Annotated in this window: 20 protein-coding genes and 1 pseudogene; 17 read left to right on the top strand and 4 right to left on the bottom strand. The window is 73.8% G+C overall.

What is annotated here, in order from left to right; all coding sequences use genetic code 11:
- Positions 1–5 precede the first annotated feature (5 nt).
- The 4 genes from argH to MXD57_RS11675 all read left to right on the top strand — a co-directional run bounded on the left by argH (position 6) and on the right by MXD57_RS11675 (position 4734).
- The gene (argH, locus tag MXD57_RS11690; RefSeq protein ID WP_250401291.1) at positions 6–1463 is read left to right on the top strand and encodes an argininosuccinate lyase; all 1458 of its coding nucleotides are present in this window, start codon (positions 6–8) and stop codon (positions 1461–1463) included.
- 115 nt (positions 1464–1578) lie between these two features.
- A complete protein-coding gene (locus MXD57_RS11685; RefSeq protein WP_250401290.1) occupies positions 1579–2550 on the top strand; it encodes an aldo/keto reductase in 972 nt (323 codons plus the stop codon).
- Between the two features lie 94 nt (positions 2551–2644).
- Positions 2645–3214, top strand: a complete 570-nt coding sequence (locus MXD57_RS11680) for a TetR/AcrR family transcriptional regulator (protein WP_250401289.1) — start codon at positions 2645–2647, stop codon at positions 3212–3214.
- The gene (locus MXD57_RS11675; protein WP_250401288.1) at positions 3211–4734 is read left to right on the top strand and encodes an MFS transporter; all 1524 of its coding nucleotides are present in this window, start codon (positions 3211–3213) and stop codon (positions 4732–4734) included. The genes MXD57_RS11680 and MXD57_RS11675 overlap by 4 nt, the downstream gene beginning before the upstream one ends.
- 177 nt (positions 4735–4911) lie before the next feature.
- Here the strand turns inward: MXD57_RS11675 and MXD57_RS11670 are convergent, their stop codons facing one another.
- Positions 4912–5583: a lysophospholipid acyltransferase family protein gene (locus tag MXD57_RS11670; protein WP_250401287.1), complete on the bottom strand. Its 672-nt coding sequence runs from the start codon at positions 5581–5583 to the stop codon at positions 4912–4914.
- A gap of 397 nt (positions 5584–5980) precedes the next feature.
- Here MXD57_RS11670 and MXD57_RS11665 point away from each other — a divergent pair, with 397 nt between their 5' ends.
- The 3 genes from MXD57_RS11665 (at position 5981) to MXD57_RS11655 (ending at position 8315) form a co-directional block, all read left to right on the top strand.
- On the top strand, positions 5981–7165 hold the full coding sequence (locus tag MXD57_RS11665) for a glycerophosphodiester phosphodiesterase (protein WP_250401286.1): 1185 nt from the start codon (positions 5981–5983) through the stop codon (positions 7163–7165).
- A gap of 99 nt (positions 7166–7264) precedes the next feature.
- On the top strand, positions 7265–7771 hold the full coding sequence (locus MXD57_RS11660; protein WP_250401285.1) for a sigma-70 family RNA polymerase sigma factor: 507 nt from the start codon (positions 7265–7267) through the stop codon (positions 7769–7771).
- A gap of 46 nt (positions 7772–7817) precedes the next feature.
- A complete protein-coding gene (locus tag MXD57_RS11655; protein WP_250401284.1) occupies positions 7818–8315 on the top strand; it encodes a GNAT family N-acetyltransferase in 498 nt (165 codons plus the stop codon).
- Here MXD57_RS11655 and MXD57_RS11650 read toward each other — a convergent pair.
- A complete protein-coding gene (locus MXD57_RS11650) occupies positions 8305–8724 on the bottom strand; it encodes a hypothetical protein (RefSeq protein WP_250401283.1) in 420 nt (139 codons plus the stop codon). The two genes, MXD57_RS11655 and MXD57_RS11650, sit on opposite strands and share 11 nt — an antisense overlap.
- A 1-nt stretch (position 8725) precedes the next feature.
- Positions 8726–9085 (bottom strand): hypothetical protein, encoded by a 360-nt coding sequence (locus tag MXD57_RS11645; protein WP_250401282.1) that lies wholly within the window; start codon positions 9083–9085, stop codon positions 8726–8728.
- Between the two features lie 69 nt (positions 9086–9154).
- Between MXD57_RS11645 and MXD57_RS11640 the strand changes: the two are divergent.
- The 9 genes and pseudogenes from MXD57_RS11640 to MXD57_RS11600 all read left to right on the top strand — a co-directional run.
- Positions 9155–9854: pseudogene (locus tag MXD57_RS11640) on the top strand (HAD-IA family hydrolase); the annotation flags it as partial.
- Positions 9855–10283: 429 nt separating this feature from the next.
- Complete coding sequence (locus MXD57_RS11635) at positions 10284–11327, top strand: methionine ABC transporter ATP-binding protein (protein ID WP_250401281.1); 1044 nt, start codon at positions 10284–10286, stop codon at positions 11325–11327.
- Positions 11324–12061, top strand: a complete 738-nt coding sequence (locus MXD57_RS11630) for a methionine ABC transporter permease (protein WP_250401280.1) — start codon at positions 11324–11326, stop codon at positions 12059–12061. The genes MXD57_RS11635 and MXD57_RS11630 overlap by 4 nt, the downstream gene beginning before the upstream one ends.
- Before the next feature lie 79 nt (positions 12062–12140).
- A complete protein-coding gene (locus tag MXD57_RS11625; RefSeq protein WP_250401279.1) occupies positions 12141–12974 on the top strand; it encodes a MetQ/NlpA family ABC transporter substrate-binding protein in 834 nt (277 codons plus the stop codon).
- A gap of 132 nt (positions 12975–13106) precedes the next feature.
- Positions 13107–13745: a GNAT family N-acetyltransferase gene (locus tag MXD57_RS11620; RefSeq protein ID WP_250401278.1), complete on the top strand. Its 639-nt coding sequence runs from the start codon at positions 13107–13109 to the stop codon at positions 13743–13745.
- 136 nt (positions 13746–13881) lie between these two features.
- Positions 13882–15099, top strand: a complete 1218-nt coding sequence (gene cbiE / locus MXD57_RS11615) for a precorrin-6y C5,15-methyltransferase (decarboxylating) subunit CbiE (RefSeq protein ID WP_250401277.1) — start codon at positions 13882–13884, stop codon at positions 15097–15099.
- A gap of 345 nt (positions 15100–15444) precedes the next feature.
- A complete protein-coding gene (cobT, locus tag MXD57_RS11610) occupies positions 15445–19479 on the top strand; it encodes a nicotinate-nucleotide--dimethylbenzimidazole phosphoribosyltransferase (protein WP_250401276.1) in 4035 nt (1344 codons plus the stop codon).
- 142 nt (positions 19480–19621) lie between these two features.
- Positions 19622–20854, top strand: a complete 1233-nt coding sequence (cobA, locus tag MXD57_RS11605; protein ID WP_250401275.1) for a uroporphyrinogen-III C-methyltransferase — start codon at positions 19622–19624, stop codon at positions 20852–20854.
- Positions 20855–20946: 92 nt separating this feature from the next.
- A complete protein-coding gene (locus MXD57_RS11600; protein ID WP_250401274.1) occupies positions 20947–21765 on the top strand; it encodes a TrmH family RNA methyltransferase in 819 nt (272 codons plus the stop codon).
- Here MXD57_RS11600 and MXD57_RS11595 read toward each other — a convergent pair.
- Positions 21732–23114 carry a serine/threonine-protein kinase gene (locus tag MXD57_RS11595; RefSeq protein WP_250401273.1) on the bottom strand — a complete coding sequence of 461 codons (1383 nt, stop codon included), beginning with the start codon at positions 23112–23114 and terminating at the stop codon, positions 21732–21734. The two genes, MXD57_RS11600 and MXD57_RS11595, sit on opposite strands and share 34 nt — an antisense overlap.
- Before the next feature lie 622 nt (positions 23115–23736).
- On the opposite strand from MXD57_RS11595, the gene MXD57_RS11590 reads away from it, so the two are divergent.
- On the top strand, positions 23737–23913 hold the full coding sequence (locus MXD57_RS11590; protein ID WP_250401272.1) for a hypothetical protein: 177 nt from the start codon (positions 23737–23739) through the stop codon (positions 23911–23913).
- Positions 23914–24000 lie beyond the last annotated feature (87 nt).

Here is a 24000-nt window from a genome sequence, read left to right as displayed (position 1 = left end):
CGCAAGTGAGCAGCAACAGCGGTGACGTACGGCTCTGGGGCGGCCGTTTCGCCGACGGTCCCGCCGAGGCCCTGGCGAACCTGTCCGCCTCCGTCCACTTCGACTGGCGGCTCGCGCCCTACGACATCGCCGGCTCCCGCGCCCACGCGCGCGTGCTGCACAAGGCGGGGCTGCTCACCGAGGACGAGCTGACCCGCATGATCGCCGGGCTGGACCGGCTGGAGGCGGACGTGGCGGACGGCTCCTTCGTCGGCACCGTCGCCGACGAGGACGTCCACACCGCCCTCGAGCGCGGTCTGCTGGAGCGCCTCGGCCCGGACCTCGGCGGCAAGCTGCGCGCCGGACGGTCCAGGAACGACCAGGTCGCGACGCTCTTCCGGATGTACCTGCGGGACCACGCCCGGATCATCGGCGGTCTGATCGCCGAACTCCAGGACGCGCTGATCGGCCTCGCCGAGGCCCATCCGGACGTGGCGATGCCCGGCCGCACCCACCTCCAGCACGCGCAGCCGGTGCTCTTCGCCCACCACATGCTCGCGCACGTCCAGTCCCTGTCCCGGGACGCCGAGCGGCTGCGGCAGTGGGACGAGCGCACGGCCGTCTCGCCGTACGGCTCCGGTGCCCTGGCGGGCTCCTCGCTGGGTCTGGACCCCGAGGCGGTGGCACGGGACCTCGGCTTCGAGCGCGGCAGCGCCGGGAACTCGATCGACGGCACGGCCTCCCGTGACTTCGTGGCGGAGTTCGCCTTCGTCACCGCGATGATCGGGGTCGACCTGTCCCGGATCGCCGAGGAGATCATCATCTGGAACACGAAGGAGTTCTCCTTCGTGACCCTGCACGACGCGTTCTCCACCGGTTCGTCGATCATGCCGCAGAAGAAGAACCCGGACATCGCCGAGCTGGCGCGCGGCAAGTCGGGTCGGCTGATCGGCAACCTGACGGGTCTCATGGCCACGCTGAAGGCCCTGCCCCTCGCGTACAATCGCGACCTCCAGGAGGACAAGGAGCCGGTCTTCGACTCCTGCGACCAGCTCGAGGTCCTGCTCCCGGCCTTCACCGGCATGATGGCCACCCTCACGGTCCACCGTGAGCGCATGGAGGAGCTGGCCCCGGCCGGCTTCTCGCTCGCCACCGACATCGCCGAGTGGCTGGTGAAGCAGGGCGTTCCGTTCCGGGTGGCCCACGAGGTCGCGGGCGAGTGCGTCAAGGTCGCCGAGGCCGAGGGCAAGGAGCTGGACGAGCTCACGGACGAGCAGTTCGCGAAGATCTCGGCCCACCTCACTCCGGAGGTCCGTTCGGTCCTGGACGTCCCCGGAGCCCTCGCCTCCCGCAGCGGCCGCGGCGGCACGGCGCCCGGCGCGGTCGCCGTCCAGCTCGCCGAGGTCAGGTCGGACGTTGCGGCGCAGCACGCGTGGTCCACGGCGCCCCGCAGGACGCACGGGGCACCGCGCGGCGAGTCGTAGGGCGGCGGCCCTCGCCCAAGCGCCGATCCGGCCGGGCCGTCGGGCGGACCAGGAGGTCGTCGCGGGTTACGTTGGTCGTCGAAGCCGTACCGGAGCCGACCGAACGGAGCCTGCGATGTCCTTCGCCCGCCTCGCGGCAGCGACCACGCCGACGAGCCACATCGGCCTCGGCCTGGCCGCGGTGGGCCGCCCCGGCTACATCAACCTCGGCCGCGAGCGGGACCTCGGGGAGAACCGCAGTGCCGAGGCGCTGCGCGAGCGCACCCACGAACTCCTCGACGCCGCCTACGCGCAGGGTGTGCGCTACATCGACGTGGCCCGCTCCTACGGCCGCTCCGAGGAGTTCCTCGCCGGCTGGCTGGCCGCCCGTCCGGACGTCGACGACGTGGTCGTCGGCAGCAAGTGGGGCTACACCTACACCGCCGGCTGGTCCACCGACGCCGAACGCCACGAGGTGAAGGACCACGGCCTGGCGACGTACGAGCGGCAGCGCGCCGAGACCGGCGAACTCCTCGGCGACCGGCTCGACCTCTACCAGATCCATTCGGTGACCCCGGACAGCCCGGCCCTCACCGACAAGGAACTCCACGCCAGGCTCGCCGAGGCCGCCGCCGGCGGTCTCACCGTCGGCTTCTCCACCAGCGGCCCCGCCCAGGCCGACGCCATCCGTGCCGCGCTCGAGGTGACGGTCGGGGGCGAGCCCCTCTTCCGTACCGTCCAGTCGACGTACAACGCCCTGGAGACCTCGGCCGGGCCCGCGCTGGCCGAGGCGCACGACGCCGGGCTGACGGTGATCGTCAAGGAGGGCATGGCCAACGGCCGGCTCGCCGCGCCGCACGCCCCGGACATGCTGAAGGCCGTGGCCGAGGAGACCGGCCTCGGCTGCGACGCCGTCGCCCTCGCCCTGATCCTGCGCCGGCCCTGGGCCGGGGTCGTCCTCTCCGGTGCCGCGACCCTCGGACAGCTCGCCTCCAACCTGCACGCGGCCGTGGTGGACCTCGACGTGGACCAGCTCACCCGGCTCGCCACGCTGGTGGAGGACCCGCACGCCTACTGGGAGCGGCGCGGGCAGCTCCCCTGGCACTGACGGACCTCCTCTCCGAACCGCCTCCGACCAGCGGTCATGAGTCACGTATGCCTACGATGAGACAAGAGTGTCTCATCTGGGTTATCCTTGTCTCATGGCCCTCGATCGTGACCACGTGCTGCGCAGCGCAGCCGCCCTGCTGACCCGCAAGTCCACCGCGACCATGGACGAGGTGGCCAAGGCCGCCGGGATCAGCCGGGCCACCCTCCACCGTCACTTCGCGGGACGCGACGCCCTCGTCCGGGCCCTGGAGGCGCTCGGCATCGCGGAGTGCGAAGCCGCCCTGGACGCGGCCCGCCTGGACGAGGGGCCGGCGGCCGAGGCGGTCCGCCGCCTGGTCCGGGCCCTCGAACCCGCGGCCGGCCTGCTCGCCTTCCTCTACACCGAGAACCAGCTCTTCGAGGGCGAGGAGCAGAACCAGGGCTGGACCCGCCTCGACGAGCGCCTCACGGCCCTGTTCCGGCGCGGCCAGGAGAGCGGCGAGTTCCGCATCGACCTCACCCCGGCCTGGCTCGCCGAGGCGCTGTACGGCCTGCTGGCCTCCGGCGCCTGGGCGGTCGCGGAGGGCCGGGTGGCCGCCAAGGACTTCAGTCACATGGTCGTCGAGCTGCTGCTCGGCGGCGCACGGCGTGCGTACGACGCACCAAGAAGAGAGGAATCATGACCAGCACCCTGCGGCCGGCCCTCACGCGCGGGGCGGTGAAGCGCCCGGGCCGCTGGCTCGCGCTCTCGGTCCTCGTCCTGGCCGTGCTGCTGGTGGCCGTCGACGCCACCGTCCTCGGCCTGGCCACCCCCTACATCAGCGAGGACCTGCGCCCGTCCGGCACCCAGTTGCTGTGGATCGGCGACGTCTACTCGTTCGTCATCGCCGGGCTGCTGGTGTCCATGGGCAGCCTCGGTGACCGCATCGGCCGCAAGCGCATCCTGCTCGTCGGTGCCACGGCGTTCGGCGCGGTCTCCGTCCTGAACGCCTACGCGGCCACCCCCGAACTGATGATCCTCGCGCGGGCACTGCTCGGCGTCGCGGGGGCCACCCTGATGCCCGCCACCCTCGCCCTCATCCGCAACCTCTTCCACGACCCGCGCGAGCGCAGCCTCGCCATCGGCATCTGGGGCGCCACCGCCTCCGCCGGCACGGCCGTCGGCCCCATCGCGGGCGGCTTCCTGCTGGAGCACTTCTGGTGGGGCTCGGTGTTCCTGATCAACCTGCCGGTCATGGCCGTGCTGGTCCTGGTCGGCATCCGCACGCTGCCCGAGTCCCGCAACCCCCACCCCGGGCCCTGGGACCTGAGCAGTGTCGTGCTGTCCCTCGTCGGCATGATCGGCGTCGTGTACGCCGTCAAGGACGCCGCGGCGCACGGCCCGACGCCGGTCGCGCTGACCGCGGGCCTGCTGGGCGCGGCCGCCCTGTACGGCTTCGTGCGCCGTCAGCTCACCATGCCGGTCCCGCTGCTGGACGTGCGCCTGTTCCGGCGCCGGGGCTTCAGCGGTGCCGTCCTCGCCGACCTGCTGACCGTGCTGGGCATGTCCGGCCTGGTGTTCTTCCTCTCCCAGTACCTGCAACTCGTCCAGGGCAGGCGCCCGTTCGAGGCCGGTCTGGCCGAACTGCCGGCGGCCGTGGGTGCGGTGGCGGCCGGCCTGGTCGCGGGCCGCGCGGCGCGCCGCCTCTCGGTACGCGCGGTGGTCTCCGGCGGCCTGGCGGCGGTCGGTGCGGCACTGGCCGTGCTGACGACGCTGAGCCGGTCGACCGGTTACCCGCTGCTCGGCGCCGCGCTGCTCGTCGTGGGCGTGGGCGCCGGCCTCTCCTTCACGGTGACCGCCGACGTCATCCTCGCCGGCGTCCCCAAGGACGAGGCGGGCGCGGCGTCCGCGGTCTCGGAGACGGCGTACGAACTCGGCGCGGCACTGGGCATCGCGCTGCTGGGCTCCATCGTCACGGGCGCCTACCGCGGCTTCACCGGCCCGGCGGGGACCCCGGCCCAGGCCCACGAGTCACTGGGCGGCGCGATGGAGGCCGCCGGGGACATGCCGGCCCTCCCGGCCCAGCAGATGCTGGACGCCGCCCGCGACTCCTTCGTCCACGGCCTCCAGCTCGCCTCGGGCGCGGGAGCGGCGGTCCTGCTCGCCACGTCGGCGGCGGCGTGGTTCCTGCTGAAGGGCCAGAGGCTGGAGAACTCCGGCTGAGCGAGCGCCCCCGCCAGGCACTGTTCCGTGATCCCCGGTGGATCGGCGCCGTGCGCCCGCCGGGGACCGCGGGACTGCCCTCGGGGGCTCGGGGAGCCGCGTGACCGGCCGGGAAGCACCTGCGGCGCACCGGGGCCGGAACCGCCGCGGCGGCGACCCGCGTAGCCGCGGGAGCGGCTACGCGGCCTTCGCCTTGGTGGCGTACATGTCCACGTACTCCTGGCCGGACAGCCGCATGACCTCGGCCATCACCGAGTCGGTCACCGCCCGCAGCACGTAGCGGTCGCGGTCCATCCCCTCGTAGCGGGAGAACTCCATCGCCTCGCCGAAGCGCACGGTCACCCGGCCGGGCCGCGGGATGCCCGCCCCGCCCGGCTGCAGCTTGTCCGTGCCGATCATGGCGAAGGGAACCACCGGTGCACCCGTCATCAGGGTGAGCCGGGCGATGCCGGTGCGGCCCCGGTAGAGGCGGCCGTCGGGGGAGCGGGTGCCCTCGGGGTAGATGCCGAAGATCCTGCCCTCCTCGAGGACGCGGCGCCCGGTCATCAGGGCGGCCACACCGCCGCGGCCGCCGTCGCGGTCCACCGGGATCATGCCGACACCGGTGAAGAACCAGGCCATGAGCCGCCCCTTGAGGCTCTTGCCGGTGACGTACTCGTCCTTGCCGATGAAGACGACCTGGCGGTCGCAGACCAGGGGCAGGATCATCGAGTCGATGAAGGTCAGGTGATTGCCGGCCAGGATGACCGGCCCGTCCCCCGGGATGTGCTCCACGCCCTCCACCTGGGGGCGGAACATCAGACGCATGATCGGTCCGAGCACGGCCTTGATGAGCGCGAAGCGGGACAACGGGTCCTCCGATGTCGAGGTGAGCGATATGTGTCTGTGCAGGTGAGGACATTACTCGCGGCTCCGGGGGAAGCGCACATCGGGGAGCCGCGGTTCACCGAGGTCTTACGCACTGTTGACACTGGTTTACCTGCGGTGAAGCACCGGAACCGGGGTGCGGCGTCCGGGTGGGCGATGTGACGGACGTCGCGCGGGGCCGTACCGTCCGGCTACCCGCACCGCGCAAGGCGATGCCGACGCACCGTCACTTCCCGCCGTCCGCCGGACATCCCGTGTCACCCGCGTGTTCGAACAGGGGTCTCCCCCAGGTCACACCGGCACCCCTACGATCGGCGCGCACCGGCGCCCCGGAACCGGAGCGCCGGGAACGGACACGCAGCGAACGGCAGGAGGGCGCATGGACCGCATGGACGGCGACCGGGCGAACGAGGGACAGCGGACCAGCGGACGGCGGGCCGTGCTCGGCGCGGCGGTGCTCGGCGCGGGCGGGGCGGTCCTCGGACTGCCCGGCACCGCCCGGGCTGCCGGAGCCGGGGCGGCCGCGCACGGCGGGCGCGGGCTGAAGAGCCTGCCGGTGCCGACGATCATCGGCCACCGGGGGGCCAGCGGCTACCGCCCCGAGCACACCTTCGGCTCCTACGAGCTGGCCCTCGACCTCGGCGCGGACGTCGTGGAGGCCGGCGACCTGGTGCCCACCCGCGACGGCCATCTCGTGTGCCGGCACGAGCCCGAGATCGGCGGCACCACCGACGTCGCCTCGCACCCCGAGTTCGCCGGCCGCCGGACCACCAAGGTGCTGGACGGGGTCTCCACCACCGGGTGGTTCACGGAGGACTTCACCCTCGCCGAGCTGAAGAGGCTGCGCGCCGTCGAGCGCATCCCCGCCAACCGGCCGCACAACACCCTCTACGACCGGCGCTGGGAGATCCCCACCTTCGAAGAGGTCCTGAGGTGGCAGGACGAGCAGACCCGCAGGCGGGGCAGGCAGGTCTGGATCTACCCGGAGACCAAGCACCCCACCTACTTCCGCAAGCTGGGCCTCGGCCTGGAGGAGCGGGTGGCGAAGCTGCTGCGCAAGCACGGCAAGGACGGCCGGAACGCGCCGGTGATCCTCCAGTCCTTCGAGCCCACCAGCGTCCAGCGGCTCAACCGGCTCGTCGACAACCCGCTCGTCGTGCTGCTGTCCTCGGCGAGCAGCCGCCCCTACGACTTCGTGGACACGGGCGACCCGCGCACGGTCGCCGACCTCGTCACGCCCAAGGGCCTGCGGGAGATCGCCGGTTACGCCCAGGGCATCGGCCCCACCCTGGACCTGGTCATCCCGAAGAAGGCGGACGGCACCCTCGCCGAGCCGACCGCACTGGTCGCCGACGCGCACCGGGTCGGGCTGGTCCTGCACCCCTACACCATGCGCAACGAGAACCCCTTCCTCCCGGCCGAGTACCGCAAGGGCGGCGAGGTGGACGCCTACGGTGACCCCTTCGGTGCCTTCGCCACCTACTTCGCGACCGGTATCGACGGCGTCTTCACCGACAACGCCGACACCGGTGTGCTCGCCCGGGCCGACTTCCTGGCCCGCTGATCCCGCGGGCCGCGTCAACGCCCCGGTGAACCCGCACCCTTTCGGGCTGAGCGTGCGCCGTCCCGGAACCCGGCACCGGGGCGGCGCGTCGTTCCGCTCATGACCCACGACCTGGTGGCAGCCCTCGGTCCCCTGCTCAGCGCCGAGGCGTCCGCCGAGGCGCAGGCGGCCGGGAGCGAGCCGGCCGACCTGGAACAGGCCGTCTGGCTGCGGCTGCTGGAGCGCCTGGCGGCCGCCGGGCCGCCGCCCGACCCGTACGGCTGGCTGCGCGGCGCCGTTCGCGCCGAGGCCCGCCGCTCCCGCCGCACCACCCGGCGGGAGCGGCCCTACGGAGCCGAACCGGCCGACGACGCGCGCCCCGGACCGGAGCAGCTCGCCCTCACCGCCGCCCGGTACCGCGCCCTGCGCGAAGCGGTCGGCCGACTGCCCGGGCGCTGCCCCCGCCTGCTGGAGGCACTGCTCTCGCCGACCGACCCGACATACCGGGAAATCGCCGGGGAGTTGGGTATCTCACAGGGCAGTCTCGGGCCGGAACGCTCCAGATGTCTGGGTTGTCTGCGGCGATTGCTCGCACCGGAGGTTGCGGCCCGCGGAGCGCGGGGATAGGAGTGTGGGGACGACCGGTGATCAGGTGAGCGGGAGGCATGCGCACATGGGCATGAGCGTGACCATCTCGGCGGCGACCGAGCAGGACGCGGAGCAGATCTTCAGGCTCCAGTACCTGTGCTTCCAGAGGGAGGCGGCGCTGTACGGCAACTACCGCATCGATCCGCTCGTGCAGAGCCTGGACTCCGTCCGCCAGGAGGTGGCCGCCGACTGCGTGTTCGTCGCACGGCTCGGCGAGGAGGTGGTCGGCTCGGTGCGCGGCAAGGTGACCGAGGACGGCGCGGCCGCCATCGGCAAGCTCTGCGTCCACCCGCGGCTCCAGGGCCACGGCATCGGCGCGCGGCTGCTGCGCGCCGCCGAGACGGCGCTGTCCGAGCAGCGCGGCGCCACCCGGTTCCGCCTGCACACCGGGCACCGCAGCGAGGGCAACCTCCGGCTGTACCGGCGGGTCGGCTACGAGACGGTGGGCCGGTCCACGGGCGCCGACGGGGTCGAGCTGATCGTCCTGGAGAAGCGGGCGGGCGCCTACGCGACTACCGCGTGACGCGCTCGCGCGACCTGCGCAGCCAGTACATCGCCGACAGCGGCAGCAGCACCGGAATGAAGACGTACCCCATGCCGTAGTCGGACCAGACGGTCGCGTCCGGGAAGGCGGAGGGGTCGGCCAGGGTCCACGTCCCCACGATCAGCACGCCCGCGAGCTCGGCGGCACAGCACACCAGTGCCGCCCTGCGGGCCGTCTCCCCGCCCCGGACCAGCGAGTACGTGATGAACCCGTACACCAGGCCGGCCACCGCGGACAGCGAGTAGGCCAGCGGCGCCCGGTCGAAGTCGGTCGCGATCTGGTACGCCGAGCGCGACACCGCGCCGACGACCATCACCCCGTAGAACCAGACCAGCAGCATCCCCGGCCCGCTGATCAGCCGGGCCGGCTTCTCCTGAACCGCCGTCATCTCAGGCTCCCCAGATGTCATACAACCGCACCTCCAGCACGGCGAGGACGACGCCACCGGCGGCCACCGTCACGGAGCCCCAGCGGGTCCGCTCGGCCAGTGACATGAAGCCCGCGGCCGGCACGCACGCGAACGCCCCGAGCAGGTACGCCACGAAGATCGTCGTGCCCTGCTCCGGCTTCTCGCCCCGCGCCAGCAGGACGACCCCGACGACGAGCTGCACCGCGGCCAGCAGGGACACCACGGCCATGCCGAGGAAGTGCCAGTCCTTGGTCGGCTGGTCCCGGTAGGCGGCCCAGCCGCACCAGGCGGCGAGCAGCAGCGCGGTGAGTCCGGTCACCAGCGTCAGGCCATTGAGCATGCGGTGACCATATTACGGCGGAAACGACCCGACGCCGCCGGCCCCGGTGTACGCCGCAGGGTCCAGACCATGACGATCCACGCACGAGCCCTCCTGTTCGACAACGACGGCACCCTGGTCTCCTCCCTCGAGTCCGTCGAGCGCTGCTGGACCCTCCTCCCTTGGACTACGACAGGCTTCGTCCAAGGGGGGACCCCATGGCGCGGGAGTACGGGATCACGGCCGAGGAGTTCGGGCCGAGGAGTTCGGGCGGGTGGAACTGCACGGGCGGCCCGCGGTGGAGATGGCCGCCGACCTGCCGCCCGCCCGCCTGGTCCCCGAGGCGGTGGCGCGGGTCGAGCAGCTCGAGGTGGAGGACGTGCCGGACGCAGGGGTGCGGCTGCTGCCCGGGACGCGGACCTTCCTGGACTCGCTGCCGGCCGACCGCTGGGCCGTCGTGACCTCCGCCACCCGCCGGCTCGCCGAGGCCCGGCTGGACGCGGTCGGCATCCTGCCCGAGACGTTCGCCGCCGCCGACGACATCACCCGCGGCAAGCCCGACCCCGAGCCCCACCTGCTGGCGGCCCGGCGGCTCGGTGTGGACCCGGCCCGCTGCGTGGTCTTCGAGGACGCCCCCGCCGGGCTCCAGGCGGGCCGCGCGGCCGGTATGACCACCGTGGCGTTGGCCACAACGCACCAGGCCGCGGAGCTGCGGGCCGACCTGGTGGTCGGGGATCTCTCGGCCTTGTCCGCACTGGCCACCGGCGAGGGCGTGGAGATCTCCGTCCGCGGCCGAGCGGGTCCCCGCCGGTGTCCACAGCCGTCCAGCATGCGGACAGCGGTCACCGGGCGGCACCGCCGGTCTGGTTTACTGCTCGCATGACCACGACGAGCAGCCGCATCCCCGCGACCGAGGCGACCATGCCGCCCGGTGCTCGCTGCATGTGTCGAATGTGCGCCTTCTAGAGGGCCCCCGCACCACCTGAGCCTCGCGCCCCGAAGCGAGAGCCGCGGCCTGTCCCCGCCGCCCCCGCGGCGCCGTGGACCGACGCCCACCCCACTGCCCGAACGGCGTGGGGCACCCCCACCGCGCACACGACGTTCTCCCCGGTTCCATCGCCACCGCGAGAGCCGTGCCGCGTCCCTGACCGAATGCAATGACATGCACCCCTGCCCGGGCACACCCACGCCCGCGCACTCGACAGTGACGGAAATCCCAGTGATCACCACATCGGGCCTGACCAAGGTCTACCGCTCCCGCGGCCGCGAGGTCACCGCCCTCGACGGCGTCGATCTCCATGTCCGCGAGGGCGAGGTCCACGGCGTCATCGGCCAGTCCGGCGCCGGAAAGTCCTCGCTCATCCGCTGCGTCAACCTGCTGGAGCGGCCCACCTCCGGCACCGTGACCGTCGCCGGGGAGGACCTCACCGCCCTCGCCGGCCGCGGCCCCCGGGCCGGCCGGGAGCTGCGCCGGGCGCGCAGCCGCATCGGCATGGTCTTCCAGCACTTCAACCTGCTCTCCTCGCGGACCGTGCAGGACAACGTCGAACTGCCGCTGGAGATCCTCGGCAAGTCCGGCAAGGAGCGCTCCCGCAAGGCCCTCGAACTGCTGGACCTGGTGGGTCTCGCCGACCGGGCGAAGGCCCATCCCGCCCAGCTCTCCGGCGGCCAGAAGCAGCGCGTCGGCATCGCCCGCGCCCTGGCGGGCGACCCCAAGGTGCTGCTCTCCGACGAGGCCACCAGCGCCCTCGACCCGGAGACCACCCGCTCGATCCTGCAACTGCTGCGCGACCTGAACCGGCAGCTCGGCCTGACCGTCCTCCTCATCACCCACGAGATGGACGTGGTGAAGTCGATCTGCGACTCCGCCGCCCTCATGGCGAAGGGCCGGATCGTGGAGTCCGGCACGGTCGGCGAACTGCTGGCCACCCCGGGCTCCGCGCTGGCCTCCGCCCTCTTCCCGGTCGGGGGCGGGGCCTCCGGCGCCGACCGGACCGTCCTGGACGTCACCTTCCACGGTGAGGCGGCCGCCCAGCCGGTCGTCTCCCGGCTCGCGCGCACCTACCACATCGACGTATCGATCCTCGGTGCCGCCGTCGACACCGTCGGCGGACTCCAGGTCGGCCGCATGCGCATCGAACTGCCCGGCCGCTGGGAGGACAACGTGGTCCCGGTCGGGTTCCTGCGCGAGCAGGGTCTGCAGATCGACGTGGTCGAACCCGAGGGCCACGAGCCCGTGCTGGTGAAGGAGGGCGCGAAGTGACCTGGTCCGAGATGTGGTCGCTGCTGGAGCCGGAGTGCTGGAACACCGCCTACATGGTGGGCTGGTCCACGCTCCTCGCCGTCGCCGGCGGTCTGCCGCTCGGCATCCTGCTCGTGCTCAGCGAGCGCGGCGGCCTGCTGCAGAACGTCGTGGTGAACAAGGTCCTCGGGCAGGTCGTGAACATCACCCGCTCCATGCCGTTCATCATCCTCATGGTCGCCCTGACCGGCTTCACCCGGTCGGTCACCGGAACCAGCATCGGCCGTGACGCGGCCATCGTGCCGCTGGCCATCGGCGCCATCCCGTTCTTCGCGCGCCTCGTCGAGACGGCCGTCCGCGAAGTGGACGGCGGACTCGTGGAGGCCGTGCAGTCGATGGGCGGCAACACCCTCACCATCGTCCGCAAGGTCCTGGTGCCGGAGGCCCTGCCGTCGCTGATCGCCTCCGCGACCACCACCCTCGTCGCGCTCATCGGCTACTCCGCCATGGCCGGCACCGTCGGCGCCGGCGGCCTCGGCGACCTCGCCGTCCGCTACGGCTATCAGCGCTTCGAGACCGGCCTGATGTGGGTGATCGTGGTGATCCTCGCCGTCGTCATCTCCCTCGTCCAGTTCGCCGGCGACTACGCGGCCCGCGCCGTGCACCACCGCGGCGCCCGCTCCGGCCCCGCCCCGAAGCTCCGCCTGCTCAAGGCCCGTGAGCCCGCGGCCGCCGACGTCACCGAGGTCGCCTGAGCGGCACCGCCGCGCCCCCCCCAGAACCCCCCGTCCACCTGTCACGGGGTCGCACCACCCATAAGGAAAGGCACTTTTCGTGCGTAACACCGCCCAGCTCACCACCGCCGTCCTCGCCGCCGGAGCCCTCACCCTCGGGCTCAGCGCCTGCGGCTCCGGCGGGGACTCTGCCGGCTCCTCCGACCACGACGGCCCGCTGGTCGTCGCCGCGAGCCCGACCCCGCACGCCGAGATCCTCGACTTCGTCAAGAAGAACCTGGCGAAGAAGGCGGGCCTCGACCTGGAGGTCAAGGAGTTCACCGACTACATCACGCCGAACACGGCGACCGAGGACGGCTCGGTGGACGCCAACTACTTCCAGAACCAGCCGTACCTGGACGACTTCAACGACAAGCGCGGCACCCACATCGCGCCCGTCGTCACGGTGCACCTGGAGCCGCTCGGCCTCTACTCCCACAAGGTGCGGAAGGCCGGCGCCCTGAAGAGCGGTGCGACCATCGCCGTCCCCAACGACGCCGTCAACGAGGCCCGCGCCCTGAAGCTGCTCGCCGCCAACGGGCTCATCACCCTCAAGGACGGCGCCGGCACCGGGACCACCCCGCGGGACATCACCGAGAACCCCGGGAAGCTCCAGTTCAAGGAGGTCGAGGCGGCCCAGACCGCACGCTCCCTGGACGACGTGGACGCGGCGGTGATCAACGGCAACTACGCCATCTCCTCCGGGATCAGTCCCGCGAAGGAGGCGCTGGTCCTCGAGTCCGCGAAGAACAGCCCGTACGGCAACTTCCTCGCGGTCAAGGAGGGCAACGAGAAGGACCCCCGGGTCAAGAAGCTCGCCGGGCTGCTGACCTCGCCCGAGGTGAGGAAGTTCATCGAGGACAAGTACCAGGGCTCGGTCATCCCGTCCTTCTGAGCCCATATCGCCACGCACGGGGTCCGCTTCCTCACACGGGGTGGGCCCCGTTGTGCGACTGGGTGCTTTCATGCTGCATGCTGGGCAGTTCAGCAGCCCCTGCAGGATTTTCCGAAGGTTACGGAGCGGCGCATGAGTAGCACCTTCCCCAACGTCTCCATCAGCACGGAGCGGTTGGTGCTGCGACCCCTGGACGAGGACGACGTGCCCGCGATGGCCGAGATGATGAACGACGAGCAGATCGCCGCCTGGACCGACGTGCCGCAGCCGTTCACGGAGAACGGCGCCCGGCACTGGATCACCGCGTACGCGCCCGCCGAACGCGCCGCGGGCCGGGGGCTGGACTTCGCGGTCACCGAGTTCCTCACCCAGCGCCTGGTCGGTGTCGTCCAGCTCGCCAGGACCGACTGGCACATCCGCTCCACCGAGCTGTCGTACATCATCGCGCCCTGGGCCCGCGGCGAGGGCTACGCGGCCGAGGCCGCGCTGGCCACCGCCCACTGGCTGTTCGGCGACCAGAAGTTCGAGCGCATCGAACTGCGCACCGCCGCCGACAACGCGGCCTCCCAGCAGGTCGCCCAGAAGATCGGCTGCATCAGCGAGGGCGTGCTGCGCAACGCCTGCATAGTCCACGTCCGGACCGCGGACGGCACCTGGACCGACACCCGCACCGACTTCATCGTCTGGAGCCTGCTTCCGGAGGACCTCGAAGGCGGCGACGGGCAGTTCGCCGACACCGGTGGTTTCGGCTCCTACTCCGACTGGAACTGACACCCCGGGACCGCCCGCGGCCGCGCACCGCCCCCCATCGCGCGTCAGCAGGCTCCACCGGGTACGCTCACGGAGCCCGCCAGGCCCGCCCAGGGCCCGTATCCCAGACGACCCGCGAAAACGGAGACTGACGACGATGGCCGACCGGGTCACGGTGATCGGCTGGGACGGCTCGCCGCCGACCGAAGCGGCACGCGCCGCCCTCGGCGCCGCCACGCTCGTGGCGGGCGCGGCCCACCATCTGGCGCTCCCCGAGATCCCCGCCGCCGCCGAGCGCGTCCGCCTCGGCAGCGTCGCCCTGGCCGCACGCCGTATCGCCGCGCACCGCGGTACCGCGGTGGTGCTCGCCGACGGTGACCCCGGCTTCTTCGGCGTCGTGCGGACCCTGCGCGCACCGGAGTTCGGACTCGAGGTCGAGGTCGTCCCGGCCGTCTCCTCCGTGGCCGCCGCCTTCGCCCGCGCCGGTATGCCCTGGGACGACGCCCAGGTGGTCGTCGCCCACCGGCGCACCCTGCGCCGCGCCGTCAACGTGTGCCGGGCCCACACCAAGGTCGCCGTCCTCACCTCGCCGGGCGCCGGACCCGCCGAACTCGGCCTCCTGCTGGAGGGGGTGCACCGGACCTTCGTCATCTGCGAGGAACTGGGCACCGAGCGCGAACAGGTCACCGTCGTCACCTCCGACAAGGCCGCCGACCACACCTGGCGCGACCCCAACGTCGTCATCGTCGTCGGCGGCCGGGCGGGGAGGGCCGAGGACGGCGGCTGGATCGCCGGGCGCGACCCGGGCACCGGGCCCCGCGGGTGGGTGATGCCGGACGAGGAGTACGGCGGGCACGGCGGTCTCGGCGAGGGCGAGACCCAGTCGCTGCGGGCCGCCCAACTCGCCCGTCTCGGCCCCCGTGTCGGTGACCTGGTCTGGGACATCGGCTGCGGCAGCGGCGCGTTGGCCACCGAGGCCGCGCGCGCCGGGGCCGCCGTCATCGCCGTCGACCGGCTGCCCGAGGCCTGCGCCCGGACCGAGGCGGCCGCGCGCCGCTTCGGCGTCCAGCTCCAGGTGGTCCACGGCACCGCCCCGCACGTCCTCGAGAACCTGCCCGAACCCGATGTCGTACGGGTCGGCGGCGGGGGAGCGGCCGTGGTCTCCGCGGTCGCCGACCGCCGGCCGCAGCGCATCGTCACCCACGCGGCGACCCGTGACGAGGCCGAACTCGTGGGCCGCGGGCTGACCGAGCACGGATACCGGGTCGAGTGCGCCCTGCTGCAGTCCGTCGAACTGGACACCGGGGACTGGACGGAGACCGAGCGGAACGTTGCGTTCCTGCTCAGCGGGGTGCTGGCCGATCGCGCCCCGTGATCCTGTTGTCGTACCGCGCGCGGTAGGCTGGCCGATCGTTGTGCCGTACCGGTGGCCCGGAGCTTCGTTCTCAATGTCCGGAAAGCGCGCCAGTTTTGGGGTGGGTGTGGTACGGCGTGACCCGAGGACGCGCAACGTGGCGCAGTCCACAGCGGGCTGTCGCGGATCACGCTGTCGCGACGGCGCAACGGCCGGGACAATGCCACTGAATGGCTTTGTCGCCTTTTCCGGGCGGTCGTTCGTGCCGCTGGGCACGCACGCTCGTTCTTCACTACGGGGCGGTCGGTGCGCCGTTCCGGGTGAGCTGGTCGCAGAGAAGCACTAACCGATGGGCGAGGGGTACGCATGACCGACACCGGCCAGGTCCCGGCCGAGGGACAGCCGGAGAGCGCAGGCATGGTGGAGCAGCCGGGCGCCCCCGCGCACGGCGCGTACACCTACCTCTCCGAGCTTCCCGCCGAGGACGAAGACCTGCTGCTGCCGGGCGCCCAGGGCGCCTGGGGCAACGAGGTTCCGCCGCCCGCGCCGGAACCGGTCGTCGAGACCTTCCGGGAGCCGGGTCCGCACGAGACGGCCGGCCGGGACAGCGGCTCGGTCGACCTCAGCGGCGTCCGCCTGCCCGACCCGGGACCGGCGTCCGCACCCCGTTCCCCGGTCGCTTCCGCCTCCCAGGAGACGACGGCGGCACAGCAGCCGCGCCGCCCGCTGCACCTCGGCCCGCCGATCCCCAACGCCTCCGCAGGCCCGGTCCGCTCCCTCGCCGACCGCGGCCCCGCCGGAGCGCCGGTCCGGCAGTCCGGACCGGCCACGACCGGGCCCGAGTACCTCGATGTCCAGGCCCTGCCCTCAGTCGCCCCGCGGGGCGCGGCCCCCTGGGGCGCCGCGCCCGCCGCCGTGGCCCGGGACGACGCTCGGGAGCCGGCTGCGGAAACGGTTGCTCCGGCCGGTGGGCCCGAGCCCACCGCCGACGTCTCCGGCGCCGCCCAGGCCGCGGTGGCCCGTCTCACCACCCAGGTGACCGCGCAGGCCCGAGCCGAGGAGCCCCAGGCTCCGGTCCCGGCCCAGGACGTGCACGGCCAGGACGGGGTCCAGCCCGCACACGGCCAGGACGAGGTGTACGCCGCTCCGGCGGACCGGGGACCGGGTGCCGAGGGCGGTCCGCTCGCGGTGGACGCCGGCCGGGAACCGCAGGCCGCGGCCGCGCCCGGTGCGCCCGTGGCGGCGCCGCCGGTGCCGGAGGCCGGGGGAGCACCCGTGGCCGGGGCCCACGGCGCCGGGCCCGGCCAGGCGCTTGCCGGCCCGGACGCCGACGGCGTCGCGGATCCGGCCGACGCGGACGCGCGGGCGCAGGCCGCACCGGTCCCGGAGGCGGTTCCCGCACCCGCGCCCGCGGTGTCCGGCGAGGCCGCCGAACCCGTCCAGCCGGATGGGAACACGGCGCGGACGGACGTACCGTCCGGCGCCGGGCCGGAGGCCGCCGGCGCCGTCGCGGCACCGGATGCGGTCCCGGCCGCGGCCGTCGCACCTCAGGACGCGACCGAGTCGGCCGAAGCGGTGCAGCCCTCCGTGGCCGTCCCCGCGCAGGCCCCCGGGCCCGTTCCCGTCGAGGCGCCCGAAGCCGCCCAGGCGCCCGCCGAGCACCCGTCCGCCGTGTCCGCGCAGGCCGGTGCCGCCGTACCGGCCCCCGCCGCGGAGCCGCTGCCGGCGCCCGACCAGGCCCAGGTCTCCGACCAGGCCCAGACGCCCGATCAGGCTCCGGCGCCCGAGGCCGCCGAGGTGCCCGATCAGGCTCCGGCGCCCGAGGCCGCCGAGGTGCCCGATCAGGCTCCGGCGCCCGAGGCCGCCGAGGTGCCCGATCAGGCTCCGGCGCCCGAGGCCGCCCAGGTCCCCGAGCCGGCTGAGGCTCCCGACCCGGCACAGGTCCCCGGAGCGGTACCGGCCGCACAGCCCGTGGCCCCGGCACCGGAGGCCGACACGGCACCCGCGTTCGACACGGCACCGGAGGCCGACACGGCGCCGGAGTCCGACACGGCACCCGACGCCGGTACGGTCCCGCCGGCCGCCGGGACCGTACCCGGGCCCGTCGTCCCCCAGGCGCAGGGCCCGCAGATCACCGCTCCCGCCACGCCGGACGGCGACGCGGCGCCCCCAGCGCAGGAGCACCGGCCCCACGCCGTCGAGGACGCCGCCGGCGACGGCACGCCCACCCCGCCCACCGGCCCCGGCGCGGCCTCGGGCCCGCAGCTCCGGCCCGCCGCGGAGACGCCCGCACCGGCCGCCGCCGAGACCGCGTCGCCGCCCCCGCCCGCCGCGGGGCCGGACCCGGCCGGGCCCCTGCCCTCCGCCGTTCCGCTGCGGCCGGACCCCGAGCAGCCGCTCGGGCAGTTCGTGCCCGTGGACGGCCAGGTGCCGACCACACCGCACCTGGCACCGACCCCGGCGCACCCCATCGTGCTGCCCGCCCAGGACCAGCAGGAGGCGGCGGCCACGGTCCCCGCGCCCCGCGAGGCCGAGCCCGCCGGGGCGCCGCCGGCGCCGGACGCCGAGGCCGCCGCCGACGTCGTACAGGACGCGGAGGACCTGCGCACCACGGCCGCCGACCAGGAGGACAGCGCGACCGGGGCGGAGGAACCGGCACGGTCCGCCGGACCGGCGGCGCCCGCCTACGACGACGCCGAGCGCGCGGCCGTGCTGAAGGTGATGCGCGAGCGCCGCGACATCCGCAACGGCTTCCGTGGTGACCCGATCCCGCACGAGGTGCTGCTGCGCGTCCTGGAAGCGGCCCACACGGCGCCCTCCGTGGGCCACTCGCAGCCCTGGGACTTCGTCGTCATCCGCTCCGCCGACACGCGGCGGGCCATGCACGAGCTCGCCATGCGCCAGCGGGGGGCCTACGCCAAGTCGCTGCCCAAGGGCCGGGCCAAGCAGTTCAAGGAACTGAAGATCGAGGCCATCCTCGACACCCCGGTGAACATCGTGGTCACCGCCGACCCGACCCGCGGCGGCCGCCACACCCTCGGCCGGCACACCCAGCCGCAGATGGCCCCGTACTCCGCCGCGCTCGCGGTGGAGAACCTGTGGCTCGCCGCGCGCGCCGAAGGCCTCGGGGTCGGCTGGGTCAGCTTCTTCGACGAGCGGGAGATGGTCCGCGCCCTCGGCCTGCCCGAGCACCTCGAGGTCATCGCCTACCTGTGCGTCGGATACGTCGACGAGTTCCCGGACGAACCCGAGCTGATGCAGGCCGGCTGGTCCAAGCGGCGCCCGCTGTCCTGGGTGGTGCACGAGGAGACGTACGGCCGCCGCGCCCTGCCCGGAGAGGAACCCCACGACCTGCTTGCCGAGACCGTCGCACAGATCCGCCCGCTCGACGCCAAGGCCCTCGGCGAGGCCTGGGAGCGCCAGAAGCGCATGACCAAGCCGGCCGGCGCGCTCGGCATGCTGGAGATCATCTCCGCCCAGCTCTCCGGGCTGTCCCGGCAGTGCCCGCCGCCGATCCCGGAGCCCGCGGCCGTCGCGATCTTCGCCGGCGACCACGGAGTGCACGCCCAGGGCGTCACCCCCTGGCCGCAGGAGGTCACCGCGCAGATGGTGGCCAACTTCCTCGGCGGCGGAGCGGTGTGCAACGCCTTCGCCGGCCAGGTCGGCGCCGAGGTGTGCGTCGTGGACGTCGGTGTCGCCGCGGACCTGCCCGCCACGCCCGGACTGCTGCCCCGCAAGATCCGCGGCGGCACCTCCGACATGACCACCGGCCCGGCGATGACCCGCGAGGAGGCCAAGGCCGCCGTCGAGGTCGGCATCGAGACCGCCCGCGACCTGGTGGCGGCCGGCAACAAGGCGCTGCTCACCGGCGAGATGGGCATCGCCAACACCACCGCGTCCGCCGCGCTGATCTCGGTCTACACCGGCGCCGACCCGGCCGAGGTCACCGGCCGGGGCACCGGCATCAACGACGAGACGCTGGCCCGCAAGACCGACGTCGTCCGCCGCGCCCTGGAACTGCACCAGCCGGACCCGGCCGACCCGATCGGCGTCCTCGCGGCCCTCGGCGGCTTCGAGCACGCGGCCCTGGTCGGCCTGCTCCTCGGCGGCGCCTCCCTGCGTACGCCGGTGATCCTGGACGGTGTCAGCGCCGGCGCCGCGGCCCTGGTCGCCCGCGCGATCGCCCCCGAGGTCCTCGCGGCCTGCATCGCCGGTCACCGGAGCGCCGAGCCCGGCCACGCGGCCGCGCTCAACAAGCTGGGCCTGCGTCCCCTGGTCGACCTCGACCTCCGCCTCGGCGAGGGCACCGGCGCCCTGCTGGCCCTGCCGCTGGTGCAGAGCGCCGCACGGGCGATGCACGAGGTGGCCACGTTCGACTCGGCGGGCGTCACGGAGAAGTAGCGGCCCGGCGGCGGGCGGTCCGGTGTTCAGCCACCGGACCGCCCGTGCCCCGCTCGCTCCCACGTCCTAAAATCCGCACGTCAGGGCCGCTCCAAAGTCGCAGCGCGCCCATCGCAGAGAGCTGCACGAGGAGCCGTCCCTCATGGCCGAACACCCCGCCTACCCCGTAGGCCTCCGCCTCTCCGGCCGCCGTGTGGTCGTCCTCGGCGGTGGCCAGGTCGCCCAGCGCCGCCTCCCGGCACTGATCGCGGCAGGCGCCGACATCGTCCTCGTCTCCCCGGAGGCCACGCCCTCCGTCGAGGCCATGGCGGACGGCGGTGAGATCACCTGGCAGCGCCGGCGGTACGCCGAGGGCGACCTCGATCAGGCCTGGTACGTCCTCATCGCCACCAGCGACCCCGAGACCAACGCCGCCGCGTCCGCCGAGGCGGAGCGGAACCGCGTCTGGTGCGTGCGCTCCGACGACGCCGACCGGGCGACCGCCTGGACCCCGGCGACCGGGCACAGCGAGGGAGTCACGGTGGCCGTCCTCACCACCGACGCCCGCGGCCGCGACCCCCGGCACACGGCCGCCGTCCGCGACGCGGTCGTCGAGGGCCTGCGCGACGGCACCCTCGTCGCACCGCACCACCGCACCCGCACCCCCGGAGTCGCGCTGGTCGGCGGCGGCCCCGGCGACCCGGACCTGATAACCGTGCGCGGCCGCCGTCTCCTCGCCGAGGCCGACGTCGTCATCGCCGACCGCCTCGGCCCGCGCGACCTGCTCGCCGAGCTGCCGTCGCACGTCGAGGTCATCGACGCGGCGAAGATCCCGTACGGTCGTTACATGGCCCAGGAGGCCATCAACAACGCCCTGATCGAGCATGCCAGGCAGGGCAGGTCGGTGGTCCGGCTCAAGGGCGGCGACCCGTTCGTCTTCGGCCGGGGCATGGAGGAGGTCCAGGCACTCGCCGAGGCCGGCATCCCGTGCACGGTCGTGCCGGGCATCTCCAGCTCCATCTCCGTGCCCGGCGCCGCCGGCATCCCGGTCACCCACCGGGGTGTGGCGCACGAGTTCACCGTGGTCAGCGGCCACGTCGCCCCCGACGACGACCGGTCCCTGGTCGACTGGCCGTCCCTGGCCCGGCTGACCGGCACGCTGGTGATCCTGATGGGCGTCGACAAGATCGGGAAGATCGCCGACACCCTCGTCGCGCACGGCAGGCCGCCGCAGACCCCCGTCGCCCTCGTCCAGGAGGGCACGACGGCCGCGCAGCGCCGCGTCGACGCGACCCTCGCCACGGTCGCCGAGACCGTGCGCACCGAGGACGTCAGGCCCCCGGCGGTCATCGTCGTGGGCGAGGTGGTGAACGTGGGCCCCGAACCGGCGGCCTGAGCCCGCACGACCCGGAGCACCGGGCCCGGGACGTCCCGCCCGCCTCCCAGCCGCCGGCAACCGACCCACCCAGGACAAGGCAGTATCACCCCGTGGCCGAACTCATCACCATCGAGGATCCCGACGACCCGCGCCTGCGCGACTACACGGGCCTGACCGACGTCGAGCTGCGCCGCAGGCGCGAGCCCGCCGAGGGCCTGTTCATCGCCGAGGGCGAGAAGGTCATCAGAAGGGCCAGGGACGCCGGGTACGCGATGCGGTCCATGCTGCTCTCGGCGAAGTGGATCGACGCCATGCGGGACGTCATCGACGACATCCCGGCGCCGGTGTACGCCGTCACCCCGGATCTGGCCGAGCGGGTCACCGGCTACCACGTGCACCGCGGCGCCCTCGCCTCCATGGGGCGCAAGCCGCTGCCGACGACGCAGGACCTGCTGCGCGACGCCCGGCGGGTCGTGGTCATGGAGGCGGTCAACGACCACACCAACATCGGCGCGATCTTCCGCTCCGCGGCCGCCCTCGGCATGGACGCGGTACTGCTCTCACCGGACTGCGCCGACCCGCTGTACCGGCGCAGCGTCAAGGTCTCGATGGGCGCGGTCTTCTCCGTGCCCTACGCCCGCCTGGAGACCTGGCCCGCGGGCCTGGACCCGGTGCGCGAGGCCGGCTTCGCTCTCCTCGCGCTCACACCCGACGACCGGGCCCGCACCCTCGACGAGACCGCCCCGCACCTGATGGACCGGGTGGCCCTGATGCTCGGCGCCGAGGGCGACGGGCTGTCGGCCCGGGCCCTGGCCGCCGCCGATGCATGGGTCCGCATCCCGATGTCGCACGGCGTCGACTCCCTGAACGTCGGCGCGGCGGCCGCGGTGGCGTTCTACGCGGTGGCCTCGGGACGGCCCGGGGCCTGAACCGGGGAGGCCGCAGACCCCTCGGCCGGCGGGCGCTGGCCCAGCCCCACGTGCTGCTGCTGCTGCCGCCGCCCGTCGCCGCCCAGACCACGTGCCGGACCCTGGCAGCCCTGCGCGACCGCGATGCCGAGCGCGACCAGCAGCGTCACCACCACGAAAACGAACAGCCGCTGCCGCAGCAGCCGGGGATTGGCCGGCCGCAGCCTGCTTCCCGTCGGACGCGGTGCCGACCGCCCCGGACCGCTGCGCGGACCGGTACGGCTGCCGGAGCGCGGGCCGCCTCCGCGCGGCGGCGGGGTGGACCGGGCCGCACCCGGCCGCGAGGCGGTCCCGCTGTTCCGCGCGACGCCGCCCCGGGTGGGCCGGCCGCCCCGGGCGGGGGTGTTCCCACGCGGCAGCGGAGTACCGGGAGCCGTGCGCCGCTGGGCGCGCTGCTGCTCGGGGTAGGTGTCGGCGAGCCGACCGGTGGGCAGGTCCGCCTCGGCGGCACGCTGCGCGGGCGGCCGGACCTCGGCCAGGCCCTGTGCCTCGCGGGCGGCGATCTCCTTCAGCCGGAGCGACAGTTGCAGCGTGCTCGGCCGGTCGTCCGGATCCTTGGCCAGACAGGCCCGGACCAGCGGGGCGAGGGCGTCCGGCACCCCGTGGAGCTGGGGCTCCTCGTGCACCACCCGGTACAGCATCACCTCGGAACTGCCCTGCCCGAACGGCGAGTCGCCGGTCGACGCGTAGGCCAGCGTCGCCCCGAGCGAGAACACGTCCGTCGCCGGTGTCACGGCGGCGCCGCGCACCTGCTCGGGAGCGAGGAAGCCCGGTGAGCCCACCGCCGTGCCGACGTGGGTGAGCGTGGAGGCGCCGGTGGCCCAGGCGATGCCGAAGTCGATGATCCGCGGTCCCTTGGGGGACAGCAGGATGTTGGACGGCTTCAGGTCCCGGTGCACGACACCGGCCTCGTGCACGGCGACCAGCCCCTCGGACAGGGCCGCGCCGATCGCCGCCGCGTCGGCCGCGCCGAGCGGGCCGTCGTCGGCGACCTTGTCGTGCAGGGAGGGCCCGGGGACGTACTGCGTGGCGAACCAGGGCCGCTCGGCCTCCAGGTCCGCGGCCACCAGCCGGGCCGTGCACCCGCCCCTGATGCGCCGGGCCGCCGAGACCTCGCGGGCGAAGCGCGACCGGAACTCCTGGTCCTCCGCCAGATCGGGCCGGATCACCTTGAGCGCGACCCGCTGGCCCTTCTTGTCGGAGCCGAGGTAGACCACGCCCATACCGCCCGCGCCGAGCCGTCGGTGAAGCCTGAACGAGCCGACGACGCGCGGGTCCTCGCGCCTCAGGCGCATCATCGCCATGTTCATCCCCGCTGCCCGGTCCCTGTGACGTGGCACAGCTTACGTTTCCACGGCCGCCCGCGCGCATAGGCCGCGCCCTCTCGGCCCGGGGGATTGTCCGCCGCGCGCGGGCGGGGTGAGACAGGGTCAGCAAACCGTCCCGCACCGGGCCATTGAGGCCAAGGCGGCTTCAACCGTGCTGTGGGAAAAGGGTGTTGATCCGGAGCGCGGTGACCGGGCGCAGGCCGCGGCGGCCCGGCCGCGGCACTCGCGGTCGCACCGGAACGGGGTCGGCGGGGCCGGCCGCGGGACGATCGGGACACCCCGCGCCGACCGCCCGGAAAAGGAGGAAGTGATCGAACTCACTCGAAGTGACGCGTCGGCGGGTCCGGACATGACGGGGCACAGCGGACGCCCCCTCCGGGAAGACCCCGAGAGTCAGGTCCATGTCTCCACCCAGGGGAGTACGCCACCGGTTGCCGCTCATCCTCCGGGAGGCCCGCCGATCGATACGAGGGCATGACGCCCACCAGGCCCCCCGCGCCTAGATTTGAGGTCAAGCGGCGGGTGCCAGCACTCGTCCCCCGAGGTCGGGCACCCGCCGCTGCTGGAACAAGAGCAAGTACGACAGACGGTCAGGAGAGGGACCATGGCCCACGCGGCACCGCGGCGCACCACGTTCGCCCCCCGCCGCACGGGCCGTCGCCACCCCTTGGTGGCGACGCTCATGGCCCTTCCCCTGGCGGCCCTGCTCCTGCTCGTCTTCGACGGCTGGGAGACGGTGGCCACACAGGCGTCGTCCGTGGGTGCGATGCTGGGGCGCTGAGCGGCGACCCCAGGCCCGGAAGAGCGGTCCGGGCGGGGACATCCATCCATGAAACCCCGTGGGGACGGGGGTGCGGCGGACGGCACG

The sequence above is a fragment of the Streptomyces cellostaticus genome (assembly GCF_023630175.1).
GTDB classification, from domain to species: domain Bacteria; phylum Actinomycetota; class Actinomycetes; order Streptomycetales; family Streptomycetaceae; genus Streptomyces; species Streptomyces cellostaticus_A.
Note: the sequence above shows the minus strand (reverse complement) of the source record. Positions and strands in the feature narration are given on the sequence as shown.